Raw genomic sequence first — 18010 nt, forward strand, 5'->3', positions numbered from 1 at the left:
TCGTAAAGCAATAGTTAGCTGATATTCTATCACCCTTATGAGCAAAACACATTTAACCGAACAGAAGTTTTCCGACTTCGCCCTGCATCCTCAGGTTGTGGAAGCCCTTGAAAAAAAAGGGTTCTATAACTGCACGCCTATTCAGGCACTGGCACTTCCACTGACTTTATCTGGTCGGGATGTTGCGGGGCAGGCGCAAACCGGTACAGGCAAAACGATGGCGTTTTTAACGTCAACGTTTCATTTTTTACTCTCACACCCTGCACCAGAAGGTCGCCAGACTAACCAGCCGCGCGCATTAATCATGGCGCCAACCCGTGAACTGGCGGTGCAAATTCACTCTGATGCGGAACCGCTTGCTGCTGCAACTGGCCTGAAAATGGGTCTGGCTTATGGTGGCGATGGTTATGATAAACAGCTCAAAGTGCTGGAACAGGGTGTTGATATTCTGATTGGCACAACGGGTCGCCTTATCGATTACGCCAAACAGAATCACATCAATCTGGGCGCAATTCAGGTCGTGGTGCTGGATGAAGCAGATCGTATGTACGATTTGGGCTTTATCAAAGATATCCGCTGGTTATTCCGCCGGATGCCGGTTGCCACAGAACGCCTCAACATGCTTTTCTCCGCAACCTTATCTTACCGGGTGCGTGAGCTGGCATTTGAGCAAATGAACAATGCTGAATATGTCGAAGTGGAACCGGAACAAAAAACCGGCCACCGCATTAAAGAAGAACTGTTCTATCCGTCCAACGAAGAAAAAATGCGTCTGCTCCAGACACTGATTGAAGAAGAGTGGCCGGAACGCGCAATTATTTTCGCCAACACCAAACACCGTTGCGAAGAAATTTGGGGGCATCTTGCCGCCGATGGTCACCGTGTCGGTTTACTGACTGGCGATGTCGCGCAGAAAAAGCGCCTGCGCATTCTGGAAGAATTCACGCGTGGTGATTTGGATATTCTGGTGGCTACCGATGTTGCTGCCCGTGGTCTGCACATTCCTGCTGTTACGCATGTTTTCAATTATGATTTGCCGGATGATTGCGAAGATTACGTGCATCGTATCGGCCGTACTGGACGTGCTGGCGCAAGTGGTCACTCAATCAGCCTTGCCTGTGAAGAATACGCACTTAACCTGCCAGCCATTGAAACATACATTGGGCATTCTATTCCGGTGAGCAAATACAACCCTGATGCTCTGTTATCTGAGTTGCCGCCACCCAAACGCCTGGCCCGCCCGCGCCCTAACGGCCAACGCCGTGGTGGTGCGCCACGTAATCGCCGTCGTCAGAGCTAATCACTATGCGCAGCCCAACCTCACTCTATGCCGCTATTGATCTGGGTTCCAACAGTTTCCATATGCTGGTCATACGCGAGGTGGCTGGCAGCATTCAAACGCTATCCCGCATCAAACGTAAAGTACGCCTTGCTGCAGGCCTGAACAGCAACAATGCGCTTTCTCAGGAAGCGATGGAGCGCGGGTGGCAGTGCCTGCGGTTGTTCGCCGAACGCCTGCAGGATATTCCAGGGGCTCAAATCCGGGCAGTAGCCACCGCAACCCTGCGCCTGGCAACCAATGCGGGGGAATTTATTCACCAGGCCGAGCAAATTCTGGGTTGCCCTGTTCAGGTTATTAGTGGTGAAGAAGAAGCGCGTCTGATTTACCAAGGTGTTGCGCATACTACTGGTGGTGCAGATCAACGCCTGGTGGTGGATATTGGTGGCGCAAGCACCGAGCTAGTCACCGGCAGCGGCGCACAAACAACATCATTATTCAGTTTGTCGATGGGGTGTGTCACCTGGTTGGAGCGGTATTTCACCGACAGAGTTCTTGCCCAAGAAAACTTTGATGCTGCAGAACAGGCTGCCAGCGAAGTTCTTCAGCCTGTCATTGGTGAATTGCAACGCCATGGCTGGAAAGTGTGTGTCGGTGCTTCAGGCACAGTTCAGGCGCTTCAGGAAATTATGATGGCGCAGGGCATGGATGAACGCATTACACTCAACAAACTACAGCAGTTAAAGCAGCGAGCCATTCTTTGTGGCCGCCTGGAAGAGCTTGAGATTGAAGGGCTGACACTGGAACGCGCTTTGGTTTTTCCCAGCGGTCTTGCCATCCTGATTGCCATCTTTAAAGCGTTGAATGTGGACTGCATGACACTTGCTGGTGGCGCTCTTCGTGAAGGGCTGGTATACGGCATGTTGCACCTTGCCGTTGATCAGGATATTCGCCAACGCACACTACGCAATATTCAGCGCCGTTTTATGATTGACTCAGAACAGGCGGATCGTGTTGCGACACTGTCTGGCCAGTTTTTCGACCAGGTTGCAGCGCAATGGGCATTGACCCCTTTAGATCGCGATTTACTGCACAGTGCGAGTCTGTTGCATGAAATCGGGTTAAGTGTGGATTTCAAACGTGCGCCACAGCATGGTGCATACCTGGTTCGCAACCTTGATTTACCGGGGTTTACACCAGCACAGAAAACCTTGTTGGCCACACTGTTGCTTAACCAGACCAACCCGGTTGACCTTTCGACTCTTAACCAACAAAACGCTATCGCCCCGCGTGATGCAGAACGGTTATGTCGTCTTCTACGTCTGGCCATTATCTTCGCCGGGCGACGCCAGGACGAATCCCTCGCGGGTATTAAGCTTGCGGTGAACCAGGATGAGCTGGCAATACAGCTGCCAGACGGGTGGCTGGAGACACATCCACTGTGTGCAGAATTACTGGAGCAGGAAGAACACTGGCAAAGTTATGTTCACTGGCAACTGGTGCTGCACTAATTGCCTTTTTCACGTGCTTTTGCCAGTTGTGCTTTAAGATGGGCCAGGTGACCCTGGCCTTTTTGCATACGTTCCTGCGCACTAACAACCTTACGCTCCGTTTCCCACTGCAAATCATCCTGCGGCAGTTCCAGCAAAAAACGGCTAGGCTCAGGGCGAATCAATTCCCCAAACTGCCTGCGTTCCCGACACAAGGTAAAAAACAGCTCTTTCTGTGCACGGGTTATACCGACATAAGCCAGACGCCGCTCTTCGTCGATATTATCTTCATCAATACTGCTCTGGTGGGGTAATAGCCCCTCTTCCATGCCAACCAGGAAAACGTACGGAAATTCCAGACCTTTTGACGCATGCAGAGTCATTAACTGCACCTGATCCTGCTCATCTTCACTTTCGCCACGCTCCATCATGTCGCGCAGAGTGAAGCGTGTGACCACCTGGGTCAACGTCATTGGCTCTTCGATATCAGACCCTTCGAGCATTTCTGTCATCCAGGTAAATAACTGATTAACGTTTTTCATCCGCATTTCCGCAGCCTTGGGGCTGGGCGAAGTTTCATATAACCAGCTTTCGTAATCCATGCCATGGATAAGGTCGCGCACCGCCAACACCGGCTCGCGTTCCACCTTACGCATCACATCATCCAGCCAGTGAGTAAAACGCCCCAGAGCTTCACGACCACGCCCGGACAGGGTTTGTTCCAGACCGAGATCAAAACTGGCTGCAAATAAACTTTTGTTGCGTACTGTTGCCCACTCACCTAATTTTTGTAATGTAGCCGGCCCAATTTCACGCCGCGGCGTATTCACAATACGCAAAAAAGCGCTGTCATCATCCGGGTTGGTTAACACACGCAAATACGCCAGCAAGTCTTTAATTTCCGGGCGCGAGAAAAACGATGTGCCACCGGAAATTTTGTAAGGAATACGGTTTTGCATCAGCAGCTTTTCAAATACCCGCGACTGATGGTTTCCGCGGTATAAAATTGAGTAGTCTTTATACCCGGTTTTATTAATAAAATGATGTGCGATAAGCTCACCCACTACCCGTTCTGCTTCATGATCTTCATTATTGGCAGTAATAACTTTCAGTTCCGGGCCATAACCCAGCTCTGAAAACAGACGTTTTTCAAAAACATGGGGGTTATTGGCGATGAGAATATTCGCGGCTTTCAGGATTCTCCCGGATGAACGGTAATTTTGCTCCAGTTTGATAACCTGGAGCGCCGGAAAGTCTTTGCTGAGCAAGACCAGGTTTTGTGGCCGGGCACCACGCCAGGAGTAAATTGACTGGTCATCATCGCCCACAACCGTAAAACGTGCACGGCTGCCTACCAGTAATTTGACCAGTTCATACTGGCTGGTGTTGGTATCCTGGTATTCGTCCACCAGCAAATAACGGATACGGTTTTGCCAGCGTTCACGTACTTCTTCATTGCGTTTAAGTAACAGTGTTGGCAGCAAAATCAGGTCATCAAAATCAAGCACATTACAAGCCTTTAAATGGGTGTCGTACAGGCTGTAGCAGTGCGCAAAAATACGGTCGCGCTCTCCCCGGGCTTGAGCTTGTGCATCTGCCGGGCTCATTAGGTCATTTTTCCAGTTGGAAATAGTAGAAATCAGTTGCTGCAGAACCGTTTTATCTTCTTCAATCAGGCCCTGGGTAAGCTCTTTTAACAGCCCGGTCTGATCGGTATCGTCAAACAATGAGAAATTCGATTTCATGCCTAACGCAGCATATTCGCGTTTAATGATTTCCAGGCCAAGCGTATGGAATGTTGAAATCATTAAACCACGTGCTTCTTTGCGCCCCAGCGTTTGTGCCACACGCTCTTTCATCTCACGGGAAGCTTTATTGGTGAAGGTGACAGCCGCAATGTGCCGGGACTGGTAACCACAGCCACGGATCAGGTGAGCAATTTTATTTGTGATGACACGCGTCTTACCAGAACCTGCCCCCGCCAACACCAGGCAAGGCCCTGTAACGAATTCGACGGCTTTTTGTTGGCTGGGATTTAAACGCATGGCTGAGGCTCACCTGGCTGATGGGGAAGAGGATTGTAGCAGAAAGCAACGGCAGGATTTAACGCGAACAAGAAGGATAATGCTAAAGTAGCGCTAAGTATCTTACTCACTGGGGAAATAAATATGGCCCGCACAGCAGCAGCATTACATATTCTGGTCAGAACCGAGGCAAAAGCCCGGGAAGTCCTGGAAAAACTGGAGAAAGGAGCAAAATTCGACCAACTGGCAAAACGCTTTTCTACCTGCCCTTCAGGGCGTAATGGTGGAGACTTAGGCGAGTTTGCCAAAGGTGCCATGGTTGGGCCGTTTGATAAAGCAGTATTCAGTTGCCCATTACTCAAGCCTTATGGCCCAGTAAAAACCCGCTTTGGCTACCATATCATTAAGGTGTTATACCGCCGTTAATATAATAACGCCCCGGTATATACCAGGGCGTTAAAGGCTATGCGGTCACAACAGAATTAGCCAGCAACAGCGATACGTTTCATATCAGTCATGTAGCTACGCAGTTTCTTACCAACCACTTCGATTGGGTGGTTGCGAACGGCTTCGTTAACATCACGCAGTTGCGCATTGTCCACGCTACCTGCTGCAATTGCTTTACCCAGGTCGCCCGGTTGCAGAGTAGTCATAAACTCTTTCAGCAACGGAACAGCGGCATTGGCAAACAGGTAGTTACCGTACTCAGCGGTATCGGAAATGACCACGTTCATTTCATACAGGCGCTTACGAGCGATGGTGTTCGCAATCAGCGGCAGTTCATGCAGTGATTCGTAGTAAGCAGACTCTTCGATAATGCCTGAAGACACCATTGTTTCGAACGCCAACTCAACCCCGGCTTTCACCATGGCGATCATCAGAACACCATTGTCGAAATATTCTTGCTCAGCGATTTTGCCTTCAAACTGTGCAGCAGTTTCAAACGCCGTTTGACCAGTTTCTTCACGCCAGGTCAGCAGATTTTTATCGTCGTTAGCCCAGTCAGCCATCATCACACGAGAGAACTCGCCAGAAATGATGTCATCCATATGTTTCTGGAACAACGGAGCCATGATGGTTTTCATCTGCTCAGACAGTGCAAACGCACGTAGTTTTGCAGGGTTAGACAAGCGATCCATCATCAGAGTGATACCACCCTGTTTCAGGGCTTCAGTCACTGTTTCCCAACCGAACTGAATTAATTTTTCTGCGTATGCCGGGTCAGTGCCTTCGGCTACCAATTTGTCAAAGCACAGCAGTGAACCCGCCTGCAACATACCGCACAGAATAGTCTGTTCGCCCATCAGGTCAGATTTTACTTCAGCAACGAAAGATGATTCCAGAACACCAGCGCGATGGCCGCCAGTACCTGCTGCCCATGCTTTAGCGATGGCCATACCTTCACCTTTCGGGTCGTTTTCCGGGTGAACAGCAATCAGGGTTGGCACACCAAAACCACGTTTGTATTCTTCACGCACTTCAGTACCCGGGCATTTCGGCGCAACCATCACTACGGTGATGTCCTGACGAATTTTCTCACCAACTTCCACCACGTTGAAGCCGTGAGAATAGCCGAGTGCGGCACCTTGTTTCATCAGCGGTTGTACAGACTGAACTACTGAAGAGTGCTGTTTGTCGGGAGTCAGGTTAATTACCAGGTCCGCCTGAGGGATCAAATCTTCATAAGTCCCAACTTTAAAGCCGTTTTCAGTCGCTTTACGCCATGAAGCACGTTTTTCAGCGATGGCAGCTGCGCGCAGTGCATAAGACACATCCAGGCCGGAGTCACGCATATTCAGGCCCTGGTTCAGACCCTGAGCGCCACAACCAACGATCACGATTTTTTTGCCTTTCAGGAAGCTTGCTTCATCAGCAAATTCATCGCGGCCCATAAAGCGGCATTTACCCAGTTGTGCCAATTGCTGGCGCAGGTTCAGTGTATTGAAATAATTAGCCATCGTGTTGCTCCATCGGTGTGGTGTTGTGCGTTTTATTCTGATCGCGTGTGCTATAAGCATTGCGAATGATGTACTCACTATATGTCAGGAAATGCGTTGCTTAAATTGATATATTAACAACGTCACGTTGCATAATATGCAACATCACCTTTCCGGGAGATAAGCGTATGGATTTACGCGACCTAAAAACATTTCTACACCTGGCAGAAAGCCGCCATTTTGGCCGGAGCGCCAGGGCTATGCATGTCAGCCCCTCGACATTGTCACGCCAGATCCAACGCCTGGAAGAGGATTTAGGGCAGCCGCTGTTTATCCGTGACAACCGAACAGTGCAATTAACCGAGGCGGGTGAAGAGCTGCGCCAGTTTGCCCAGCAAACGTTGTTGCAATACCAGCAATTGCGCCATGCTATTGACCAAAAAGGGCCATCGTTATCAGGTGAGTTACACTTATTCTGCTCTGTTACTGCAGCATACAGCCATTTACCACCGATTCTTGACCGTTTCCGCGCTGAACACCCTTCCGTCGAAATTAAACTCACGACCGGAGATGCCGCTGATGCAGTGGAAAAAGTGGTGTCTGGCGAAGCAGACCTGGCTATTGCCGGTAAGCCTGAGCACCTCCCGGCTGCGGTGGCATTTTCTATTCTGGAACACCTCCCTGTCGCACTGATAGCACCTGCGTTGCCTTGCCCGGTTCGTAATCAGGTAAGTGCCGAAGAACCAGACTGGAGCACAATACCGTTCATTCTGCCCGACCAGGGCCCTGTCCGCCGCCGGATTGAATTATGGTTTCGCCGCCAGAAAGTAAGTAACCCGGCAATTTATGCCACGGTTGGCGGGCATGAGGCGATGGTATCGATGGTTGCACTGGGTTGTGGTGTTGCTCTTATCCCGGAGGTGGTGCTGGATAACAGCCCAGAGCCAGTACGCAACAGGGTGATGATTCTGGACCGGAGCGATGAGAAAACACCGTTCGAACTGGGTGTGTGCGTACAAAAAAAGCGGCTGCATGAGCCGCTTGTTGAAGCATTCTGGAAAATACTGCCGGGTAACTAACCTGCCAGGAAAAACCGAAAAGCTGGGTTATTGGTTTCGTTATGGCAATCATAGCCCAGTTCATGTAACCGGCTTTCAAAATCCGGCTCATGGTCGCCCAGTTCAAACGCTGCAAGCACACGCCCAAAATCTGTGCCATGGCTGCGGTAATGGAACAGGGAAATATTCCAGTGGGTGCCTAATGTATGCAAGAATTTCAGCAACGCACCAGGTGATTCCGGGAATTCAAAGCTGTACAGGCGCTCCTGCAAAGGCTGAGAGGGGCGGCCACCAACCATATAGCGAACATGGAGTTTTGCCATTTCGTCATCTGACAAATCCACTACGCCATAACCGCCCTGTGTCAGAAGGTTAATTATCTCCTGGCGCTCTTCCAGACCCCGGCTGAGCCTGACACCCACAAAAATACAGGCTTCTTTGGCATCCGCGTAACGGTAGTTAAATTCCGTGACCGCACGTCCTCCCAGCAACTGGCAAAACTTAAGGAAGCTGCCTTTTTCTTCCGGGATAGTGACAGCAAGCAAGGCTTCACGTTGCTCACCCAACTCACAGCGTTCAGACACATAACGCAGACCATGGAAGTTTACGTTAGCCCCCGAAAGAATATGAGCCAGGCGCTCCCCCCGAATACCGTGCTGTTGTACGTACTTTTTCATCCCGGCCAGTGCCAATGCACCGGATGGTTCGGCAACAGCACGCACATCTTCGAACAAATCTTTCATCGCGGCGCAAATGGCATCGCTGTCGACAGTGACAATATCATCGATATAAGCCTGACACAGGCGGAAGGTTTCATCGCCAATTCGCTTAACTGCCACACCTTCAGCAAACAGACCTACACGGGGTAAATCCACCGGATGCCCAGCATCCAGTGCAGCTTTCAGGCAGGCAGAATCTTCAGACTCAACGGCAATCACTTTAATTTGCGGCATCAGCTGCTTAATCAACACAGCAACACCGGCGGCCAGGCCACCCCCACCTACCGGAACAAATATCCGGTCGATATGGGCATCCTGCTGCAGTAGTTCCATTGCCAGTGTGCCTTGCCCGGCAATGACAGCCGGGTGATCAAACGGAGGCACATAGGTGAAACCTTGCTGTTCAGAAAGCGCAATGGCCTTGGCTTTCGCCTCATCAAAGTTAGCACCAAACAACAGCACCTCGCCGCCGAAACCGCGTACTGCATCCACTTTGATGTCAGCAGTCGTCACGGGCATCACAATTAATGATTTGATCCCAAGACGCGTGGAGGATAACGCAACCCCTTGCGCATGATTACCCGCAGAGGCGGTAATCACACCATGGGACTTCTGCTCTTCCGTCAGGCCGGCAATCATGGCGTAAGCGCCACGCAGCTTAAAGCTGTGCACGGGTTGCCGGTCTTCACGCTTAACCAGAACCACGTTATCCAGCCGGGCGGAGATTTTATCCATTTTCTGTAATGGAGTGACCTGAGCCACTTCATACACAGGTGCGCGCAATACAGCGCGCAGATATTCTGCTCCCCCAGGATTTGCTGACAGGGGCTGCGATTCAGACATGATCAGCCCCCCAGTTTGCTTTTATCACGAACGGCGCCTTTGTCGGCACTGGTTGCCAGGCTGGCGTATGCGCGCAACGCGAAGGAGACCTGGCGGTCACGGGCACGCGGTGTCCACGCTTGTGCGCCACGCGCTTCCTGTGCTTCACGGCGGGTAGTCAGTTCCTGGTCAGTGACATCCAGTTGGATGCTACGCTGAGGGATATCGATAGCAATCATATCGCCATCTTCAATCAACCCAATATTGCCGCCATTCGCTGCTTCCGGAGAAACGTGCCCAATTGACAGGCCAGAGGTGCCACCAGAAAAACGCCCATCAGTGATCAACGCACAGGCTTTACCCAGCCCCATCGATTTCAGGAAACTGGTGGGATACAACATTTCCTGCATCCCTGGACCACCTTTAGGCCCTTCATAACGAATAACCACTACGTCGCCCGCCACAACTTTACCGCCAAGAATCGCTTCTACGGCGTCGTCCTGGCTTTCGTACACTTTTGCCGGGCCACGGAATATCAGGCTACCTTCATCCACACCCGCGGTTTTCACAATGCAGCCATTTTCAGCAAAATTTCCGTACAACACGGCTAACCCACCATCCTGGCTGTAAGCATGTTCGCGGGAGCGAATGCAGCCATTTTCACGGTCGGTATCCAGGCTGTCCCAGCGGCAAGACTGCGAGAATGCCTGCGTGGTACGAATCCCAGCAGGGCCTGCGGTATACATCGATTTTACGGCATCATCTTGTGTCGCCATCACATCATAAGTAGCCAGTGCGTCGCCCAATGTGCCACCGAGGATATTGTTCACGTCTGTATGCAGCAAACCCGCTCTGTCCAGCTCACCCAAAATACCCATTACGCCACCGGCACGGTGCACGTCTTCCATATGATATTTTTGCGTACTGGGTGCGACTTTACACAGTTGCGGTACCTTACGGGATAACCGGTCAATATCTTCCATGGTGAAATCGACTTCGGCTTCCTGTGCTGCCGCAAGTAAGTGCAACACAGTGTTAGTGGAACCACCCATCGCAATATCCAGCGTCATCGCATTCTCAAAAGCCGCTTTGCTGGCAATGTTACGTGGCAGCGCGCTTTCGTCGTCCTGTTCGTAGTAACGTTTCGTCAGCGCGACAATGCGTTTACCCGCGTTAACAAACAGCTCTTTACGATCAGAGTGGGTAGCCAGCAATGAGCCATTACCTGGTTGAGATAACCCCAGCGCTTCGGTCAGGCAGTTCATCGAGTTTGCGGTAAACATGCCGGAACAGGAACCACAGGTTGGGCAGGCAGAACGTTCAACCTGTTCGCTTTGCTCATCGCTCACGTTCGGGTTACCGCCCTGAATCATGGCATCAATCAAGTCCAGCTTGATGATTTGATCAGACAGCTTGGTTTTCCCGGCCTCCATGGGCCCGCCAGAAACGAAGATGACAGGAATATTCAGGCGCAAAGAAGCCATTAACATCCCCGGGGTGATTTTATCGCAGTTAGAGATGCACACCATGGCATCAGCACAGTGCGCGTTAACCATGTATTCAACAGAATCTGCAATAAGTTCGCGCGATGGCAGAGAATAAAGCATACCCCCGTGCCCCATGGCGATACCGTCATCCACGGCAATGGTGTTGAATTCTTTTGCCACACCACCTGCCGCTTCGATTTGCTCAGCAACCAGTTTACCCAGGTCGCGCAAATGAACGTGGCCAGGCACAAATTGAGTAAAGGAGTTCACCACCGCAATAATCGGTTTGCCGAAATCTGCGTCGGTCATCCCGGTTGCGCGCCACAATGCGCGGGCTCCAGCCATATTACGGCCATGAGTTGTGGTGGCAGAACGATACTTAGGCATGCTTTATTCACTCCAGTCTGTACATTTTCCCGGCCGGGGAACGGCTGGCCGGGACATATTCTTGTCTTGTTATAGGGCTCTTACGGATTAACGGGATCCAACCAACCCCATTTATCTTCGGTTTCACCAGTAAACAGGCCAAAGAACGCCTGCTGAACACGTTTGGTGACCGGGCCACAGCGGCCAGCACCAACCTGGATGCCATCTACGCTACGTACTGGAGTGATTTCTGCCGCGGTACCGGACATGAAGACTTCATCAGCAAGGTACAGTGACTCACGGGAAAGAACTTGTTCACGCACTTCAATGCCCAACTCTTTCGCCAGTTTGATGATGGCATCACGCGTGATACCGGGCAACGCAGAAGAGGTGAATGGCGGAGTAAACAGAATGCCATCTTTCACTTCAAACAAGTTTTCACCAGCCCCTTCAGACAGGTATCCATTGACATCCAGAGCGATACCTTCCTGGTAACCGTGACGTCGTGCTTCGCTACCGACCAACAGAGAAGAAAGGTAGTTACCACCGGCTTTAGCAGCGGTAGGGATGGTATTTGCAGCGGCACGGTTCCAGGAAGAAACCATTGCGTCAATCCCCTGGTCAAGCGCTTCTGCACCTAAGTAAGCCCCCCACGGAAACGCAGCAATGATAACGTCTGTTGAGTAGCCATCTGGCGGATTCACGCCCATACCAACGTCACCAACAAAAATCAGTGGGCGAATATATGCGCTGGTCAGGTTGTTTTTACGCAGTACCTGGCGGCAGGCTTCCATCAGTTCATCAATGCTCTGAGAAACAGGGAAGCGATAGATTTTTGCTGAATCATGCAGACGCTGCATGTGTTCACGATGACGGAACACTACTGGCCCTTTGTGAGAATCGTAGCAACGGATACCTTCAAATACAGAGGTACCGTAGTGGAGTGCGTGTGACATTACGTGCACCTTCGCTTCACCCCAAGGAACCATCTCACCATTGAACCAAATGTAGTCAGCTTTTTTCGTCGTCATTGTTCTTCCTTTTGCGCTCATGCGCGTATTTGTTGTGATGTTTGCTGCTGGTAAGCGACATAAGCGACATCAACCAGCTTACTTAATTGACTAAACAGTAATTCGACTGGCCGTTGGCTGGCAACGGTCAATTCGATATTAATTTCATCCGGGTTACCAGAAGATGCCATATTCATGGCGCAAACCTGAAACCCGCGGTGGCGGACAACACGCAGAACACGCTCCAGTGTTTCTGGACGAAAACGGGCCTGTACAGCTAACTGATGTTGCATCATGACAATTTCTCCAGCATTTGTGAGTTGCTGGCACCAGGTGGTACCAGAGGCCAGACGTTTTCGTATTCATCGATGGAAACGTGAAGCAGATAAGGTCCGTCACTGTTCAGTAACGCGTCCAGGGCCGCTTCGACCTGGTCTTTTCGAGTAATTCTCTGGCCGGGAATACCAAAGGCGCTGGCCAGTGTGAGGAAATCGGGGTTATCGGTGAGAGTGGTTTCGCTATAACGTTCGGAGAAAAATAATTGCTGCCATTGCCTAACCATGCCTAATCGCTGGTTATCCATCAATACGATTTTTAAAGGTAACTGTTTTCGTTTTACCGTACCCAGCTCCTGAACGTTCATCATGAAGGAACCATCACCAGAGATACAAATAACAGTATCGTCAGGCCGTGCTACCTGGGCACCTACTGCGGCAGGTAAACCAAACCCCATGGTACCCAGTCCACTTGATGTGATGAAGTTTTCAGGGCGGGTGAATTCCATGTGTTGTGCTGCCCACATCTGATGTTGACCAACATCGGTGGTTACTACGCTGTCAGCCGGTTTACGTTCAGATAATTGTTTGAGCAACAAGGGCGCATAAATCGCCTCTCCCGGGTGGTCATATCGCCATGGGTGTGTTTCGCGTAATACAGAAACCTGGTGCTGCCAGTCCTGAATGTCCAGCGGTTGTTGCAAGGCGGGTAATACCTGGTTCAAATCACCACACAAAGAAACATGCGCCTGGCGTAATTTATTCATCTCTGCCGGGTCGATATCCAAATGAATCACACTGGCATGGGGAGCAAAGGTATTTAATTTCCCCGTTACGCGGTCATCAAAACGGGCGCCGACTGCAATCAACAAATCACATTCCTGCACCGCAAGATTCGCCGCTTTTGTGCCATGCATTCCCAGCATACCGAGATAGAGTGGGTCAGCCGGGTCCACTGCGCCCAACCCTTTTAAGGTTACTACAGCAGGAATACCTGTACTGGACATAAACGCCCGTAAGGCCGGAACAGCCCTAGCCATACCAACGCCACCACCGACATACAACATCGGTTTGTGGGCAGATAACATCATATCCCGCGCCTGAGCGATATCCGCCTCAGTGTATTCGGCCGCAGGTTCTTCAACACTTGCCAGCCAGGGTTCTGGTTCACCTTCAGCTAGCTGAATGTCTTTGGGGATATCGACAAGTACAGGGCCAGGACGGCCACTATTGGCCACTTCGAAAGCTTCAGCAATAACACGAGGCAACTCATCCAGCGATTCAACCAGGAAACTGTGCTTGGTGCAGGACAGTGATAACCCCAAGACATCCACTTCCTGAAAAGCATCCGTACCAATTAACGGAGCCGCCACCTGGCCTGTGATAGCTACAACGGGAATAGAATCTAACAACGCATCAGCCAGGCCGGTTATCAGGTTAGTGGCACCGGGACCGGAAGTGGCAATACACACCCCTGTTTTTCCTGTTGCACGGGCATATCCAATCGCAGCCATTGCCGCACCTTGCTCATGCCGGCACAAAAGGTGTTCCACGCCGCCATCATACAGTGCATCGTATACTGGCATGATTGCCCCACCAGGGTAACCGAAAACGGTGTTAACCCCCTGTGCTCGCAAAGCATGTACCACCCAATGTGCGCCATTCATAGTTAGTTCCCCGTCTCACTATTATAGAAACAGGATTTTATGCTATTGCGCATTCTCTGTTCCTCATTGTCATTACATTAGTTAATAAAAAACCCCCGGACCTTTCGGTGCGGGGGTTTTTCGAGATTCAGACTTGATTTTTAAGCCATTCTTCTTCGATGTGCAGCCCCGCACGGTGGCATAATAATCACCACCACGCTAATCACGACAAGGCTAATCACTCGTAGAAGGGCTGTCATTTTATGTTCGATCTTGTGTCTTGTTCGAAGTAATGCCTAAAGAGTTACCATAGATATCTCATCTATGACAAGATTTTTTTATGTTTTATTTTTGACGCTGACAGCAAATTTTCAACAAACATGTTGTTTTCAATACAAAAAGTAATGATTGAAATAATTTCACCCAAAATGACTATGACAGCACGTGGTAATAAAAAGTGATTCCTGCGCATCAGGCTGAAAATTTTTGCAACGATGGCATCTTCCCCTAAATAGTCTTCATGGTTCGCCGCAGTAATGATTAATCGCTATCGTGTGGCCGCTTGTGGGCAGGCACAATGCCCGGCAAGGAGGAACCATGTCACTATCCATTGTCTTCACTCGTGCTGCTCTGGGTATCACCGCGCCATTGATAACAGTGGAAGTACATATCAGCGCCGGGTTACCAGGATTAACGATTGTCGGGCTACCAGAAACGACGGTTAAAGAAGCCCGCGACCGAGTTCGTTCCGCACTGATCAATAGCGGCTATACGTTTCCTGCACGCAAGGTGACAATTAATCTCGCACCTGCAGATTTACCTAAAGAAGGCGGGCGCTATGACCTGCCCATTGCCGTGGCTCTATTAGCAGCATCTGGCCAACTCTCTGCCAATCGGCTGTCAGAATTTGAGTTTATTGGCGAACTGGCTCTGACCGGAAACCTGAGAGGTGTCCCCGGTGCAATTTCCTCTGCTCAAGAAGCCCGGCGGTGTGGCAGGCAACTCATTGTTGCCCGCGACAATGCAGATGAAGTCGGCCTGATTGACCCTGAAAGTAGCCTGATCGCTGATCATTTACAGCAGGTTTGCGCATTTCTGGAGAAACAGCTCGATTTGGATTCTCCTCCTGCATGCGCTGAAATTCCCCCAGATCTAACAACCGACCTGGCTGATATCATTGGTCAGCAACAAGGTAAACGCGCACTTGAAGTAACTGCTGCGGGCGGGCACAACCTGTTATTACTAGGCCCACCAGGTACAGGCAAAACAATGTTGGCATCACGGCTCAATGGCCTGTTACCGCCATTAAGCGATTCAGAGGCACTTGAAAGTGCGGCGATTACCAGTCTCGTTTCTCCTATCATGCTACAAAGGAAATGGCGTCAAAGGCCATTCAGGGCTCCTCACCACAGTGCATCACTAACATCTATGGTGGGCGGTGGCTCTATCCCCATGCCCGGAGAAGTTTCGCTGGCACACAATGGTGTCTTGTTTCTGGATGAGTTGCCTGAGTTTGAAAGGCGGGTACTGGATGCATTGAGGGAACCGATTGAATCAGGGGAAATTCATTTATCACGAACACGGGCAAAATTAACCTACCCAGCACGCTTCCAGCTGATTGCGGCTATGAACCCCAGCCCGACAGGACACTATGAAGGAAGGCATAATCGAAGCACTCCAGAGCAGGTACTAAAATACCTCAGCAGACTATCCGGCCCATTTATTGACCGTTTCGATTTAACACTTGAGATCCCACTACTCCCACCAGGCTCATTGAGTAAACCTGAGCGTGGAACAGAAACAACGGACTTAGTACGAGAAAGAGTATTACGTGCAAGACAACTTCAGCACACACGCCAACAAAAAGTGAATGCGCATTTATCTAACCAGGAAATCCGCTATTATTGCCCGCTACAACAACAAGATGCTGCCTGGCTGGAGGAGACACTGCATAAACTGGGATTATCTATTCGGGCCTGGCAACGGCTTACTAAGGTCGCAAGAACAATAGCTGATCTCGAACAGGCTCCTGCTATTTGCCGGTCCCACCTATTGGAAGCGCTCAGTTATCGGGCAATGGACAGGCTATTATTGCGCCTGCAAAACCAGACCGGATAAGTCATCACAGACCAGAATATGATGGAAAAACATACCTTCTGTGAAAGTATTCACTTACGCAGACAACGGCACAATATACTGAGATAGCGAGACTATCTGAATGAGCCGGTTTGCCAAAAGGGGCCGAAGCCCCTTCTGATTAATCATCATTATCTGAATAATCTTCCACACTATCCATCTGCGGTTTGCCGCCAGACAAAGTATGGAAACGCTTTGGACGCTTAATGCGTGTAACATATTTAGCCCATACACGCTCTGCTTCGGTAGCAGGTGTACGTTCACCGCGGCACACAGCAACAAACTGTTTCTCTTCTTCCGTAACGGGCTCACGCTTGCCTATATCCAGCTCATTAAACGCATAACCAAAACGTTCCAGTATCTGCGCTTCCTTGATGGTGAAATCACCATGGCGTGAAAAACCACGTGGGTAGTATTTGTTGTCGAAAAACCGATTAGTCGTCGTAAAGCTTTCCGCCATCCTGCACGCTCCTAATTCTTTTGTCAGGCTATTTATGGCGCGGAGTATTAGTTACGCTTGACAGAGTGTAAAACAAAACATTTAAATCATAACGACAAAAATTTTTTTACGAGGTAAGTGTGGATACAGAATTGCTGAAAACATTTCTGGAAGTGAGCAAAACAAGACATTTTGGCAGGGCGGCTGAAGCACTCTATTTAACTCAATCAGCTGTGAGTTTTCGCATCAGGCAACTTGAAAATCAGTTGGGGGTAAACCTGTTTACCCGGCACCGTAATAATATCCGCCTGACCAGTGCTGGTGAGCGTTTATTACCTTATGCTGAAAATCTGATGAGCACCTGGCTCGCGGCCAAAAAAGATGTTGCCCATACTTCCAATCACAATGAAATATCAATTGGTGCAAGCGCTGCGCTCTGGGAATGTATGCTAGGTCCCTGGCTTGCCAGCATTTATGCTTTACACCAAGGAATACAGTTGGAAGCAAGAATTGCTCAGCGCCAGTCTCTGGTGAAACAAGTACATGAGCGGCAACTCGATCTGCTGGTGACGACAGAGCCACCTAAAATGGACGAATTTGTCAGCCAGCAGTTGCTGACTTTTGAACTTAACCTCTTCTGTGCCACGCCGTCGAAACACCACAGTGAACTGAATTATTTACGGCTAGAGTGGGGGCCCGATTTCCAGCATCACGATGCAGAAAAAACTGCTGTTGAAGGTACCCCGGTGCTAACCACTACTTCGGCTAACATCACTCGCTCTTTGTTGAAAACACTGGACGGCTATACCTGGCTACCTGTCCGATGGGCTCAAACCATGCCTGACCTGAGTGTAATTGCTCACAGTAAGCCAATCCAACGGCCGCTATATGCTATCTGGTTACAAAATAGTGATAAGCAGCAGCAAATACATGATCTGTTGAAAAATCCCTTCCCTGGTCATGAATGATCGGGAGGATACAAGAGTTGAGTCATTTTCTTACGGAAATTGCTCAGATGACGGTTATCGTACGTCTGAGCTAAATGGACAAAGCAGTAAATAAGAGGAGATGGCAAATTTTGGGCAAAAAAAATCCTTAGCCTAAGCTAAGGATAATTTCTGGCAGGGGCGGAGGGACTCGAACCCCCAACACCCGGTTTTGGAGACCGGTGCTCTACCAATTGAACTACGCCCCTAAATAGGGTGGCGGAACGGACGGGACTCGAACCCGCGACCCCCTGCGTGACAGGCAGGTATTCTAACCAACTGAACTACCGCTCCACCGAATTTTTCTGCAACAGCCATTACAATGGCTTATTACTT

15 protein-coding genes and 2 tRNA genes are annotated in these 18010 nt (G+C 50.2%); 6 read left to right on the plus strand and 11 right to left on the minus strand.

Annotated elements, in window-relative coordinates; translation table 11 throughout:
• The first annotated feature begins 37 nt into the window (after positions 1 to 37).
• Complete coding sequence (rhlB, locus tag LC084_RS21675) at positions 38 to 1300, plus strand: ATP-dependent RNA helicase RhlB (RefSeq protein ID WP_226574030.1); 1263 nt, start codon at positions 38 to 40, stop codon at positions 1298 to 1300.
• 5 nt (positions 1301 to 1305) lie between these two features.
• Entirely contained in the window at positions 1306 to 2790 is a 1485-nt protein-coding gene (gene gppA, locus LC084_RS21680; protein WP_226574033.1) for a guanosine-5'-triphosphate,3'-diphosphate diphosphatase, read from the plus strand.
• Here gppA and rep read toward each other — a convergent pair.
• Entirely contained in the window at positions 2787 to 4814 is a 2028-nt protein-coding gene (rep, locus tag LC084_RS21685; RefSeq protein ID WP_226574035.1) for a DNA helicase Rep, read from the minus strand. The two genes, gppA and rep, sit on opposite strands and share 4 nt — an antisense overlap.
• A 123-nt stretch (positions 4815 to 4937) precedes the next feature.
• On the opposite strand from rep, the gene ppiC reads away from it, so the two are divergent.
• Positions 4938 to 5219, plus strand: coding sequence for a peptidylprolyl isomerase PpiC (ppiC, locus tag LC084_RS21690; protein ID WP_226574037.1), 282 nt, complete (start codon positions 4938 to 4940; stop codon positions 5217 to 5219).
• A 56-nt stretch (positions 5220 to 5275) separates the two neighbouring features.
• Here the strand turns inward: ppiC and ilvC are convergent, their stop codons facing one another.
• Positions 5276 to 6751: a ketol-acid reductoisomerase gene (gene ilvC, locus LC084_RS21695; RefSeq protein ID WP_226574040.1), complete on the minus strand. Its 1476-nt coding sequence runs from the start codon at positions 6749 to 6751 to the stop codon at positions 5276 to 5278.
• Positions 6752 to 6918: 167 nt separating this feature from the next.
• Between ilvC and ilvY the strand changes: the two genes are divergently transcribed.
• Positions 6919 to 7809 (plus strand): HTH-type transcriptional activator IlvY, encoded by an 891-nt coding sequence (gene ilvY / locus LC084_RS21700; protein ID WP_036115389.1) that lies wholly within the window; start codon positions 6919 to 6921, stop codon positions 7807 to 7809.
• Here the strand turns inward: ilvY and ilvA are convergent.
• The 6 genes from ilvA to ilvL form a co-directional block, all read right to left on the minus strand.
• Positions 7806 to 9350 (minus strand): threonine ammonia-lyase, biosynthetic, encoded by a 1545-nt coding sequence (gene ilvA, locus LC084_RS21705; protein ID WP_226574044.1) that lies wholly within the window; start codon positions 9348 to 9350, stop codon positions 7806 to 7808. The genes ilvY and ilvA overlap by 4 nt on opposite strands.
• A 2-nt stretch (positions 9351 to 9352) precedes the next feature.
• Positions 9353 to 11203 (minus strand): dihydroxy-acid dehydratase, encoded by a 1851-nt coding sequence (gene ilvD / locus LC084_RS21710; protein WP_226574047.1) that lies wholly within the window; start codon positions 11201 to 11203, stop codon positions 9353 to 9355.
• 80 nt (positions 11204 to 11283) lie between these two features.
• Positions 11284 to 12213: a branched-chain-amino-acid transaminase gene (gene ilvE / locus LC084_RS21715; RefSeq protein ID WP_226574050.1), complete on the minus strand. Its 930-nt coding sequence runs from the start codon at positions 12211 to 12213 to the stop codon at positions 11284 to 11286.
• Positions 12214 to 12230: 17 nt separating this feature from the next.
• Positions 12231 to 12488 (minus strand): acetolactate synthase 2 small subunit, encoded by a 258-nt coding sequence (gene ilvM / locus LC084_RS21720; protein ID WP_226574051.1) that lies wholly within the window; start codon positions 12486 to 12488, stop codon positions 12231 to 12233.
• On the minus strand, positions 12485 to 14134 hold the full coding sequence (gene ilvG / locus LC084_RS21725; RefSeq protein WP_226574054.1) for an acetolactate synthase 2 catalytic subunit: 1650 nt from the start codon (positions 14132 to 14134) through the stop codon (positions 12485 to 12487). The genes ilvM and ilvG overlap by 4 nt, the downstream gene beginning before the upstream one ends.
• A gap of 140 nt (positions 14135 to 14274) precedes the next feature.
• Positions 14275 to 14373, minus strand: coding sequence for an ilv operon leader peptide (gene ilvL / locus LC084_RS21730; protein ID WP_110027940.1), 99 nt, complete (start codon positions 14371 to 14373; stop codon positions 14275 to 14277).
• Between the two features lie 337 nt (positions 14374 to 14710).
• Between ilvL and LC084_RS21735 the strand changes: the two genes are divergently transcribed.
• Positions 14711 to 16231 (plus strand): YifB family Mg chelatase-like AAA ATPase, encoded by a 1521-nt coding sequence (locus LC084_RS21735; protein WP_226574057.1) that lies wholly within the window; start codon positions 14711 to 14713, stop codon positions 16229 to 16231.
• A 139-nt stretch (positions 16232 to 16370) separates the two neighbouring features.
• Here LC084_RS21735 and LC084_RS21740 read toward each other — a convergent pair whose 3' ends face one another.
• Entirely contained in the window at positions 16371 to 16709 is a 339-nt protein-coding gene (locus LC084_RS21740; RefSeq protein WP_226574060.1) for a DUF413 domain-containing protein, read from the minus strand.
• Positions 16710 to 16828: 119 nt separating this feature from the next.
• Between LC084_RS21740 and hdfR the strand changes: the two genes are divergently transcribed.
• Entirely contained in the window at positions 16829 to 17656 is an 828-nt protein-coding gene (gene hdfR, locus LC084_RS21745; RefSeq protein WP_226574063.1) for an HTH-type transcriptional regulator HdfR, read from the plus strand.
• Positions 17657 to 17807: 151 nt separating this feature from the next.
• Here hdfR and LC084_RS21750 read toward each other — a convergent pair.
• Both LC084_RS21750 and LC084_RS21755 read right to left on the minus strand, forming a co-directional pair.
• A tRNA-Trp gene (locus LC084_RS21750) sits at positions 17808 to 17883 on the minus strand.
• Between the two features lie 8 nt (positions 17884 to 17891).
• Positions 17892 to 17968: transfer RNA gene (locus tag LC084_RS21755), tRNA-Asp, on the minus strand.
• Positions 17969 to 18010 lie beyond the last annotated feature (42 nt).

The organism is Mangrovibacter yixingensis (assembly GCF_020523985.1).
Classification (GTDB): Bacteria; Pseudomonadota; Gammaproteobacteria; order Enterobacterales; family Enterobacteriaceae; genus Mangrovibacter; species Mangrovibacter yixingensis.